The following is an 11,080-nucleotide window of genomic DNA, read 5'->3' on the forward strand; positions in this document are numbered from 1 at the left end:
AGTCGGGGCGGGTGTAGGGTGCGTTAGCAAAGCGTAACGCACCATTTCAAACGATAGTAGCCAGTAGGGTGCGTTAGCGTTCGCGAAGCGTTCCCGTTCGCGCAGCGTTCCCGAAGGGTAGGGTAGCGTAACGCACCATTTCCAACGATAATAGTAACGCACCATTTCCAACGATAGTAGTGAAAGTGAACCCCTACACAATTTCCCCATCTGACACCTATCTTCCCCATCTCCCTTATCTTCCCTTCATTAACCAATCGGAAGTTCAATGATAAACTCAGCACCTTCTCCAGGGTGAGACACACAACGTAATTGTCCGCCGTGTTTCTCCACGACAATCTCATGACTAATCGATAATCCTAACCCCGTTCCCTTGCCAAAAGGTTTAGTCGTGAAAAAGGCTTGGAATAGCTTTTCTTGTATCTCTTCAGGAATACCAGGACCATTATCAGAAATACGGATTTCTACTCGCTGGTTATCAATAACTCTGGTACGAATCCAGATGGTGGGAGGCGCGGGGGTTGGATCACTCTCTGAAATTGTCTCGGAATTTTGCTTTCTAAATTCTGCTTCCTCTAAGGCATCAATCGCATTCGCCAGAATATTCATAAACACTTGGCTCAGGCGTCCAGGATAGCATTCAATGGGCGGTAATTTACCATATTCTTTAATCACTTGAATGCCTAAATGTTTCCCGGAGGGTTTGATCCGATGTTGCAAGAGAACCAGCGTACTATCTAACCCCTCATGCAAATCAACCATCATCATTTCGCCCGCGTCGAGGCGAGATATATTCCGCAAGCTTTTAATGATTTGACAGATGCGTTCGATGCCCAATTCCATCGACTTAAAGGTTTTGGGTAAATCTTTGACCAGAAAATCCGTGTCAATCTTTTGAGATTTATCTTGAATTTCGGAAACTGGATTCGGATAATGTTGAGCATAGATTTGCAGGAGTTTAAGTAAATCTCGGCTATATTCGCTGGCACAGCTTAAATTGCCATGAATCGAAGTAATGGGATTATTAATTTCATGGGCAACCCCGGCTAACATTTGTCCCAAGCTGGACATTTTTTCACTTTGAACTAGCATGGCTTGGGCTTGTTGCCAATTGTTGAGGGCTTGGGCGAGTTGATTTGTCCGTTCTTCCACCCGTTGTTCTAATTCCTGGGTCAATGTTTGTAAGGCGGCTTCTGCTTTACCCCGTTGTTCCACTTCCTCAACTAATCGGGTATTCTGTTCTTCTAGGGTTTTGGTTAAGGTTCGCAGTTTCAAATGCACCTTCACTCGTGCTAATACCTCTTCCTGCTGAAAGGGTTTAGTGATATAGTCTACAGCGCCTAAATTTAACCCCTTAACTTTATCAATGGTATCGGTCAAAGCCGTCATAAAAATGATCGGAATCTCATGAGTGTCAGGATTTGCTTTTAGACGTCGGCAGGTTTCAAATCCGTCAATTCCTGGCATCATCACATCTAACAAAACTAAGGTCGGTGGATCATAGGCAATTTGCTCAAGCGCGGTTTCTCCATCAAGAGCAACGGCAATTTCAAATCCAGCGCTAGTCAGGGTTTCTGAGAGTATTTCTAGATTGTTGGGACTATCGTCAATAATTAAAATAATCGTTTTATTTAACTTGTCTATCATTGCCTTTTTGCGTTGTTCGATCCGGTTCAACGTAGTAGATTTAGACGTAAGCATGGCGAGAATTTCTAGTTGTTAGCGATAGGTTAATTCCGTTTAGTGAATGCACCGATTTTCCTTAATAAAATCTCGTATTTTTTTGAGCTGGAAGCCTTTAGCGAGCTGGCGTATATATTGAGCAAATGGGGCGAACTTCTTATCCGAACTCTCGATATTATCAATTTCTTCGAGGAGAACTTTAATGCGACCTTTCATGGCTAAATCCCAGAGAATATCTAATTCCTCTTCAGGAAAAATAATCGCTTCGAGTTTGCCCGGTTTTTGTTGCTCGTATGGTGTTACCTTAACAGCCGCTGACTGACTACCATTCCCTGATGCGGGTTCGTAAATCCAGGTCAGTCCCAAATGTTGTTGTAACGTCTGGAGTAGCTCATCAATTTGAACGGGTTTGGGCAGAAAATCATTACCCCCGGCTGCCAAACTGTGATGCCGATCCATCTCAAAAACACTGGCTGACGATACTACAATTAGCATATTTTTCAGGGTTTGGGACTGACGAATGTGTCGCATCATCTCAAAGCCGTCCATAATCGGCATGATCAAGTCGGTAATGATTAGATCCGGCGTAGCTGTCATGGCGATATCCAATCCTTCTCGACCATTATTTGCCTCAATGACATCAAATCCTAAGGGTTCGAGCAAATTAACCACAACTGAACGATTTTCCCAGCGATCATCGACGACGAGGATGGTTTGGGGTTTGCCCTGATACCCAATAATTCTACCCTGAGTAAAGGCGGGAGTTGTTTGAATCCATTCTTGGGCTTCGGGTAAGTCTAGATCTACGGTAAATACACTCCCCTTACCGACTTCACTGTGGACTTGAATGGTACTACCCATGAGTTGTACAATCTTGGTGCTAATCGCTAACCCTAGTCCCGTTCCTTCCGACTGACGTTTGCGATCGCTCACTTGTTCAAAGGGTAAAAAGATGCGTTGCAATTGTTGGGGACTCATCCCTACCCCGGTATCTTCGATTTGAAACCGGATTTGGTGATGGGGAGGGGTTGAGGTTTCCTGAGGATGAGAGATGCCTTCTGGCTTGTCTCCATTGTGTCCCCCAATGCTGTGATTGTCTTGGTTATCTGCATAGCCGACTTTAAAGGTAACGCCGCCAGTATCGGTAAATTTAATCGCATTGCTGAGGAGATTAATTAGAACTTGTCGCAGTCGCTTCTCGTCTACGTGGATACCAGCAGGAAGGGATGACGTGGGTTGATAGATAAAGGAAATGCCTTTTGCATCCGCCCGAATCCGGCAAATTTCGACAACGCCACGCAGGAAGGAGGGAAAATGAATATCACTGCCATGGAGTTCCATCTTGCGGGCTTCAATTTTCGCTAAATCGAGAATATCATTAATTAACATCAGCAAATGAGAACCGCACTGATGAATAATCCGAACACCATCAAGTTCGCGATCGCTCATCGTTTTGGATCGTTGTAGAATTTGGGCATAGCCTAACACCCCATTCAGTGGCGTTCGCAGTTCATGACTCATATTTGCCAGAAACTCACTTTTGGCGTTATTCGCCGTATCCGCCTCTTCTTTGGCTGTTTTCAATTCTGCTGTGCGTTGTTCTACCCGCAATTCCAGTTCAGCTTTAGCATCTTCTAAGGCGGTAAAGGATTCCTGCAACTGCTGCGCCATTTGGTTAAAGGATTTGGATAAAATCCGCAGTTCATAAATCCCTTCGACTTTGACTCGTTGATCAAGTTCCCCACTCGCGATCGCACAAGATGCCATACTCAGTCGTAAAATGGGTTGACTAATCCAACGCGAGGTAAATAATCCCAAAAGCGTGGCAAAAATCAACGCCGCTACACAGAGGCGAATTGTCATGCGCGTATTGGCGTGGATACGTGCCATAAATTCATCTTCGGGAACCACGACAACAATCAACCAATTGAGTCCTTGATTGTCTTGAAAGGAGAGAACTTGGACAAATTGCTTTTTTTTATCTAACTCGAAATCTAACTGGTATTCTCCGTTAATATTCTCAAAACTGCCAAACTTTCCCACCAAAAAATCAGACGTCGCCTTAATTAGCTGGTTATCACTGGTAATGGAGTCATTCCGTTCAGATTTCGCCTGATCCGTAGAGACAAATGTCTCTTCACTCATGGAGGTAGCCACTAAGGTTCCCTTTCCCTTGGGTTCTAAAATAAACGTCTGCCCAAATTCACTAATTTTCAAGCTTTCCAGAAAGTCCCCAATATGAGACAGAGACAGAATTGTACTGGTTACGCCCAGCAACGTATCACCCTGATACAGGGGCATACTCGCCGCGATCGCTAATGTATCTTCATGTTCATAGCGAAAAACCTCACTCCAGGTTGCCTCACCTGCTTTTACCGCCTTTTCGTACCAGGGTCGAGTTCGGTGATCATCATAGGCAGGAGTTTCTAATAACTTTATCCGATTTCCTTGCTGATTCGCGGCATAAATATATTTAGTATAATTCACTGATTCATGAATTTGAAAATTATCCCCCTCTTGTCGCACCACTTCCAGATATTTACCATCTTCTGTACCAATGGCTGTAGCGCTAACCGGAAAAACTTGCATCTGATGCCAGACGGTTTTCTCACAATCCAGTAAATTGTCTAATTCTAATTGATTCAGACAGGTTTCATTGGCATTGAGTTTATTAAAGGCATGGGGGATCTGCAAGTAACTATCGAGTTTCTGTTGAATCCGGGCAGCGATTTCTTGGCGTAAATCACTGGCAAGTTCATGAACCGCTTGTTCACCATTGCGTAAGGAAAGCCAACCCGTTAATCCTACAGCCGCTGTAATTTGCAGCAGGAAAGGAACAACAAGGACGAGGCGCAAACGCATTTTTAGAGAGGGTTTTGCTAAAAAACTGGGTAACATCCGTCAGTGTTAATCTACGAGTAATGAGTGGATTTGACGACTCAGATGCTACCCTAATCTATAAAGAAATGTATTCAAAATTCGGTGATACTACGACAATATAGAAGGCTTCAGTACGCCAAATCCCCGATATCTTCAAGACGTCAGGGATCTACTTCATTCTTTAAAATCTTAAAAAAGTCCTGAAATACACCTTCTAGAATTACCTCTTGCCTATTGGTTCGGTTTTTTCTCTGTTTCCTGTGAAAACTAACTTACATTCTGAGCAATGTCTGAATTATTTACCTCAGAAGATTTGGTAACAAACAGTTTAGGGAATAGCAATCCTGAACGGGCTTTGTAGTCAGCAAACTCTGGATAACGGGAGAGTGACTGGTCTTTTTTAAGCATATTGGGAATAAAAATACCCGCTATAAAACCTGCCAAAATTAAAAATGGCAGCCAGTGCTGAGTCAACATAGCAAAAGAGGCATAGATTAAGACTTCTCCCAGATAGTTAGTATTCCGACAACGGGCAAAAAATCCTTCGGTAATCAATCCAGCATGATACTTGAGCGTGTAATACTTTTGAGCATCGCTGCTGTAATGGAGAAAGACACCCATTAGGTTAATCGCAATCGCCGCCGCAATCAGGGGAGGAGTCGGTTCTGAGCCACTACTAATCAGGATAAAAGGAGCAACCCAGTAGAGCAATAGAAGCCCAAAGATAAATAGACCTGTTCCAAAAGAGATTTCTTGTTCCCACTGTTTATCGGGATAGATGCGGCTTTTGAGTACCCACATAAACCCATACATGCCATGGAGGGCGAGATAAACCCAAGGACCGATGGTGAAATTTTGATACGCCACCATCAAGGCTAATACAACGAAAGATGTTAGTCCTTTATGCAGATCAATGAAATGCTTGCTTTTCATCAGCTTAATCAACTCCTTCAATTGGGGCAAACCCCTGACGCTGAATATTTTCGGTAATCGTGCGCGGTTCTAAAAATTGGAGTAAATAATCGGGTCCCCCCGCCTTAGAACCTACCCCTGATAATTTGAATCCGCCAAAGGGTTGGCGCGAAACAATAGCCCCCGTAATCGTGCGGTTAATATAGAGATTACCCACTTCAAACTCAGTAGATGCCTGATCAATATGAGATGGCGTGCGGGAATATAATCCTCCCGTCAGCGCATATTTAGTCCCATTTGCCACAGCCAGGGCGTCGGGAAAATCTTTGACTCGAATCACCGCTACAACCGGACCAAAGATTTCCTCTTGGGCAATTTTGGCATCCGGTGAAACGTTAGTAAAAATTGTGGGACTCACAAAATAACCCGTGTCTGGGACTTCACATTCCACCGCAATTTCTGCCTCTTGCCGCCCTTTTTCAATATAATCCTGAATCCGATTTCTGGCAGTAGCATCAATCACCGGACCAACTTGGGTACTGGGTAATTCAGCCGCACCAATATTTAGCGATCGCGTGGCTTCGATTAATCGTTCGACAAAGGTATCATAGATAGGGTCGAGAACGATTACCCGTGAACAGGCAGAACATTTTTGACCACTATATCCAAAGGCTGACTTCACCACCCCCGCCACGGCTTGATCTAAATCCGCACTCTCATCGACAATAATCGCATTCTTCCCCCCCATCTCGGCAATTACCCGTTTTAGGTGCTTTTGACTGGGTTGAACTATCGCCGCATCAGCGTAAATCCGACAGCCCACCTCTTGAGAACCCGTAAAGGCGATTAAATGGGTATCTGGATGCTTCACCATATACGCCCCCACCTGGGAACCCTTACCAGGAACATATTGAAACACACCCTGGGGAATTCCGGCTGCGACTAAAATTTCTGCCAGTTTCGCCGCAATTACCGATGAGGTTTCAGCAGGTTTAAGCAGGGTACAATTTCCTGCGACTAATGCGGCTACCGTCATTCCCGTCGCAATCGCCAAGGGGAAATTCCAGGGAGAAATAACCACCGCAATTCCTCTGGGTTGGTAGACATAGCGATTGGTTTCCCCAGCCACATCATAGATATAGCCGCCCTCCAGCCGTTCCATTTCATCCGCATAGTAACAGCAAAAGTCGATGGCTTCGGAGACTTCTGCATCGGCTTCTCGTAAGGCTTTCCCGACTTCTAAGCATATCCAGGCGGAAAGTTCTTCTCGTCGTTGTTCCATTAATTCCGCCGCTTGACGCAGAATATCCGCCCGTTGTTTAACCGGGGTGCGACGCCATCCCGGAAAGGCGGCTTTGGCGGCGTTTAAGGCAGTTTCGGCTTGGTCGATGGAGAGTAATCCCACTTTACCGATAATTTCACTGGGATTGGCGGGATTAACGGAATCAACAGTTTCGGTGGTGGGTTGATAGTCGCCGTTAATGAACGGATAATAGGTTTTTCCTAGTTGTTGGCGCACAGTTTCCAGGGCGGTTTGGGCTTTTTCCCTGGCTTCCGCTTGGGCGTAATCGGTATCGGGGGCGTTGGCGAATTGGGGATGGGGGATGGGGGATTGGGTGGGTTTAGTCAAGTTATCGGTTTTCGCTGTAACGTTATCTGTAAAACCCGCCCCTACAGCTTGGTTTCCAGACGCGCCATGGCGCGTCTCTACAGGTTCCTCATCCACCACAGGCGGGGCGATTAATTCGTCAACGGGGCGTTCTTCTAAACTTTGGCGTAGGAAGGAACTATTGGCGGTATTTTCCAGTAAGCGGCGAATCAGATATGCCATTCCGGGTAACAGTTCCCCATACGGCGCATAAACCCGCACCCGATGTCCTCGTTGCACTAAGGCTTTTGCCAGTTGATCTCCCATTCCGTAGAGAACTTGCATCTCGAAGCGGCGACGGGGAATATTTAACTGTTCTGCAATGGCGATGGCTTTGGCTTGCGATCGCACGTTATGTGATCCGATGGCAGCATAGAGATACTGGTGATTTTCTAGCAATAGCTGGGTCATTTCCTCAAAATTGGCATCGGTGGCGCTTTTTTGGTTATAAACGGGTTGTTGCCAATGGTTTTGTAAGGATTTAATCGTTTCCTGATCCCAATATGCCCCTTTAACTAAACGCACGGTGAGGGGATTGCCCCGTTCTTTTGCCCAGGTGATAATATCTTTTAAATCCCCTTTGCTGTCTCGTAGATAGGCTTGTAGGGTAATGCCTAAATCCGTGCGATCGCGGAATTCCGCTTCTATCAACAATTCTTTGAGAATGCCCAGGGTCATATCTTTATAGACATACTGTTCCATATCAAAGTGAACCGCCGCCCCCAATTCCTTTGCACGACGTAACAGAATCCGGATGCGATCGCACACCCGTTTTTTGCTACCTTCTGGATCTAGGGGGTCAAATTGGGAATAGAATGCCGTTAACTTGACAGAAACTTGAACTCGTGGTAACTCTTCCCCATCGGCTTGGTCAATTGACGACACCGTTGACCAACTTTTCGCTTCCTGAGTCAACTGTTCCATCAAATCCAGATAGCGTTCCAGATACGACTGGGCTTCAGCTTCGGTAATCACGGCTTCCCCTAGTAAATCTAGGGTAAATGCCATCTTATCTTTCCGCAGGCGTTCAATTGTTTTAATTGCCTGCTTAATCGTTGCCCCAGCGATATACTTATTGGCTAGGGTTTCCACCGCCGTAGATACCGTTGACGCCGCCAACTGTCCCGGCATCGAGTCAGGATTAGCAAAATTGAGCAGATTTTTCAGGGCGGCGGGAAGTTCTACCGACTCATCCCCTAAATAGTCTTGCAAATGACGGGCAATCTCGGTCTTACTCTGGAGGGCGGGTAAGGCATCAATGAAGCGAAAAAGCTGCACCCGTAAACCTGGATTACTCATCGCCCAAGCTAGGAGTTTATCATCCCAGCGCATATTGTCGCGAATATGGGCAAAAAAGGAGCGTTTTTGCCGAGTGGCGTCGAGAAGCTGTTTGGCAATTTCGATGGTTTGGGTTTCGTAGATGCTGTTGGCGACTTGTACAACCACGGGCGGGTAGACTCCTAATTCTGGGCTAAAGCATTTATCTCGAACTCTTTATTATATCCGGCTAGAGCCAATCATGCAGATTTGTCGCCTAATCGGGATTCAGGGGAATTCCCCGCGTAGGGGCTTGGTTTCCAAGCCCTTTCCGGCGCATCAATTTTCAATCCCTGATAGGGATTCAGGGGAATTCCAAGGGCGGCAATTTGGAAGCCTAATACGCGGAAATCAAAGGCAATGCTATCCTAATCTGAATGTCACGCTCCTCGTATTCTGGTGGGCAATGCCCACCCTACAGTATATCCAAGGTTTTAGCGATCGCGCGATGCAAATTTTCACCGCCATTGATCCTAATCTAGCTTAATCACCGGATGCAGACCCCAGACGCGATCGCCACCTGGCATACTAGGGATCAGTCAAACTGCACTCCAACACACTCTACTGCATCCACTGCCCTATACCCACCACTTGATAAGAAACCGTAGGGGCGCATGGCGTGCGCCCATAAAATCGACAACTCCAATCCATCAGTTTAGTTATGTCATATCATGTCCGGCTTTCTCACCCATGATCAACAAGACAGGACAAAAACACCCTCTGACTCGGAAACGTACAATAAGAAAAATCGTGAGGAATTAGAGCTATGAGCGTTGTCGTCCCTGACGAAATTTTAACCATAACTCGCATGACTGAGGCTGAAATGCGTCAAGAGATTGCTGTCATGCTCTTTGAGCGGGAAAAGCTCACTCTTGCTCAAGCCAGCCGATTTGCAGGGATGCACCGTGTCGCCTTTCAGCATCTACTGGCTAGCCGCCAAATCCCGGTTCATTACGGGATAGAGGATCTTGAACAGGACATTCAAACCCTGCGGGAGATGGATAGGCTGTGATTATTGTCAGTGACACATCCCCGATCAACAATCTCGCTGCAATCAATCATCTCCATCTCCTTCATCAACTCTACGGAACAGTTCTGATTCCCGAAGCCGTTTATCGAGAACTCACTGACCCCAATTTTCCCGTGGCTGGGACAACCGAAGTACAAACCTTTGACTGGATTCAAACTTGTGCTGTTCGCGATCGCACCTTGGTTGAAGCCCTCAGCAGCGAACTTGATATCGGAGAAGCAGAAGCGATCGCCTTAGCCGTTGAGATTCAAGCCGATCAAGTTTTAATTGATGAACGTCGAGGTAGGCTAATCGCAACTAGGCTGAACCTCAGATATGTAGGAATTTTGGGAATTTTGGTCGAAGCGAAAAGTCAAGGCTTGATTGCTGAGGTAAAACCCTTGTTGAATGCGTTGGTCAATGAGGCTGGATTTTGGGTTGCAGAATCCTTATACAACAGTATTTTGCAACTCGTTAACGAAGTTGGCTAATACCCAATCCGACGACAAAGTTAACACGAATGTCACGTTCCTCGTATTCTGGTGGGCAATGCCCACCCTACGGCAGATCCAAGATTTTAGCGATCGCGCGATGCAAATTTTCAGTGCCATTGATCCTAATCTAGCTTACTCACCGGATGCAGACCCCAGACGCTATCGCAATTTGGCATACTCGGTATCTGTTCTAGCAGGGGATATTCCTACTCATTAAAATGGTCGCGGGCGATTGCCTCTATAGCGGCTTCTAGTTGCGATAAATCGCGTGTTACGACATCCCAAACTGTATCGGTGTCAATTTCCATATATTGATGCGCCAAAAAATTGCGAAATGATTTGATCCCATTCCAATCGACTTCAGGATGTTCATCTTTCCAAGCCTGAGGTAATAGAGTGGTTGATTCTGCCATCGTTTGCAGATTGTATAATGTAGCCTTGATCAGAAGATTATTTTTCTTAAACTCCGTTTCCCCCTGGATTGTCCACTGCCGAATTTCCGAGATGGCGTTGCGAATGTAGATAATATGGTTAACAGCTCTACTCATTCCTTACATGATCACCGATTCATAGTTCAATCGCCTCTTGGAATACAGTCTCAGCAATCAACGGACTTAAGCCCCGAGTCGTCGTAATATCTACTTTACTTCTCAAGAAAGACTCTAAATCATTGATCAATCCTCCCGGAAACCAAGCACTTGTGCGGTTTCGATCATAATCAATCAAAAAATCAATATCACTCTCATCCGTCGCTTCCCCTCGTGCGACAGAGCCAAATACTCGCACCGTATGAGCGCCATGCTTGGCAAAAATGGCAAGCAGCTCATCCCGGTGTTTTTGCAAGTTTTCAATCGTTCTGATTGCTGTTGAACAGCCCATTTCACTCCTGTGTATTGGATTCTCAGCCTAATCCGTTGGGTTTCCTTGCGTTTTTCCAACCTACATTACTGTAACGGTAATCGGTAGGGGTGCATGGCGTGCGCCCATAAAATCGACGTAAGAATTCAGGTCTGTGTTTAGCTCATCAATCAGCCTGGGTGTACGAGCCGTGCAAAAGTAAGTTGGGAAAGGGAATTAAGTCATATCGGCGAGTGCGCCCAGGCTCAAAACCCCAGCATCAGGCTGATACCACCTATC

10 protein-coding genes are annotated in these 11,080 nt (G+C 45.9%); 4 read left to right on the forward strand and 6 right to left on the reverse strand.

Going from position 1 to position 11,080, the window contains the following annotated elements; all coding sequences use genetic code 11:
- Window positions 1-249: 249 nt before the first annotated feature.
- From RIC07_RS03115 to pruA, 4 genes are all read right to left on the reverse strand, one after another.
- The gene (locus tag RIC07_RS03115; protein WP_446393232.1) at window positions 250-1,701 is read right to left on the reverse strand and encodes a hybrid sensor histidine kinase/response regulator; all 1,452 of its coding nucleotides are present in this window, start codon (window positions 1,699-1,701) and stop codon (window positions 250-252) included.
- A gap of 39 nt (window positions 1,702-1,740) precedes the next feature.
- Window positions 1,741-4,581: an ATP-binding protein gene (locus tag RIC07_RS03120; protein ID WP_446393233.1), complete on the reverse strand. Its 2,841-nt coding sequence runs from the start codon at window positions 4,579-4,581 to the stop codon at window positions 1,741-1,743.
- Window positions 4,582-4,830: 249 nt separating this feature from the next.
- Window positions 4,831-5,496, reverse strand: coding sequence for a methyltransferase family protein (locus tag RIC07_RS03125; RefSeq protein WP_446393234.1), 666 nt, complete (start codon window positions 5,494-5,496; stop codon window positions 4,831-4,833).
- A 4-nt stretch (window positions 5,497-5,500) separates the two neighbouring features.
- Window positions 5,501-8,569, reverse strand: coding sequence for an L-glutamate gamma-semialdehyde dehydrogenase (gene pruA, locus RIC07_RS03130; RefSeq protein ID WP_446393235.1), 3,069 nt, complete (start codon window positions 8,567-8,569; stop codon window positions 5,501-5,503).
- Window positions 8,570-8,642: 73 nt separating this feature from the next.
- Between pruA and RIC07_RS03135 the strand changes: the two genes are divergently transcribed.
- The 4 genes from RIC07_RS03135 (at window position 8,643) to RIC07_RS03150 (ending at window position 10,160) form a co-directional block, all read left to right on the forward strand.
- On the forward strand, window positions 8,643-8,927 hold the full coding sequence (locus tag RIC07_RS03135) for a hypothetical protein (protein ID WP_446393236.1): 285 nt from the start codon (window positions 8,643-8,645) through the stop codon (window positions 8,925-8,927).
- A 279-nt stretch (window positions 8,928-9,206) separates the two neighbouring features.
- A complete protein-coding gene (locus RIC07_RS03140; RefSeq protein WP_446393237.1) occupies window positions 9,207-9,452 on the forward strand; it encodes a UPF0175 family protein in 246 nt (81 codons plus the stop codon).
- Entirely contained in the window at window positions 9,449-9,940 is a 492-nt protein-coding gene (locus RIC07_RS03145) for a DUF3368 domain-containing protein (RefSeq protein ID WP_446393238.1), read from the forward strand. The genes RIC07_RS03140 and RIC07_RS03145 overlap by 4 nt, the downstream gene beginning before the upstream one ends.
- Entirely contained in the window at window positions 9,933-10,160 is a 228-nt protein-coding gene (locus RIC07_RS03150) for a hypothetical protein (RefSeq protein WP_446393239.1), read from the forward strand. The genes RIC07_RS03145 and RIC07_RS03150 overlap by 8 nt, the downstream gene beginning before the upstream one ends.
- On the opposite strand, the gene RIC07_RS03155 is transcribed toward RIC07_RS03150, so the two are convergent.
- Both RIC07_RS03155 and RIC07_RS03160 read right to left on the reverse strand, forming a co-directional pair.
- Complete coding sequence (locus RIC07_RS03155) at window positions 10,150-10,491, reverse strand: HepT-like ribonuclease domain-containing protein (protein ID WP_446393240.1); 342 nt, start codon at window positions 10,489-10,491, stop codon at window positions 10,150-10,152. The two genes, RIC07_RS03150 and RIC07_RS03155, sit on opposite strands and share 11 nt — an antisense overlap.
- Before the next feature lie 19 nt (window positions 10,492-10,510).
- On the reverse strand, window positions 10,511-10,822 hold the full coding sequence (locus RIC07_RS03160) for a nucleotidyltransferase family protein (RefSeq protein WP_446393241.1): 312 nt from the start codon (window positions 10,820-10,822) through the stop codon (window positions 10,511-10,513).
- Between the last annotated feature and the right edge of the window lie 258 nt (window positions 10,823-11,080).

This window comes from Coleofasciculus sp. E1-EBD-02, from assembly GCF_040218245.1.
Classification (GTDB): Bacteria; Cyanobacteriota; Cyanobacteriia; order Cyanobacteriales; family Coleofasciculaceae; genus Coleofasciculus.

Excerpts from the sequence above, each read along its gene's own strand:
- RIC07_RS03115 (WP_446393232.1), bottom strand. The coding sequence starts at position 1,701 with ATGCTTACGTCTAAATCTACTACGTTGAACCGGATCGAACAACGCAAA.
- RIC07_RS03120 (WP_446393233.1), bottom strand. The coding sequence starts at position 4,581 with ATGTTACCCAGTTTTTTAGCAAAACCCTCTCTAAAAATGCGTTTGCGC.
- RIC07_RS03125 (WP_446393234.1), bottom strand. The coding sequence starts at position 5,496 with ATGAAAAGCAAGCATTTCATTGATCTGCATAAAGGACTAACATCTTTC.
- RIC07_RS03135 (WP_446393236.1), top strand. The coding sequence starts at position 8,643 with ATGCAGATTTGTCGCCTAATCGGGATTCAGGGGAATTCCCCGCGTAGG.
- RIC07_RS03140 (WP_446393237.1), top strand. The coding sequence starts at position 9,207 with ATGAGCGTTGTCGTCCCTGACGAAATTTTAACCATAACTCGCATGACT.
- RIC07_RS03155 (WP_446393240.1), bottom strand. The coding sequence starts at position 10,491 with ATGAGTAGAGCTGTTAACCATATTATCTACATTCGCAACGCCATCTCG.
- RIC07_RS03160 (WP_446393241.1), bottom strand. The coding sequence starts at position 10,822 with ATGGGCTGTTCAACAGCAATCAGAACGATTGAAAACTTGCAAAAACAC.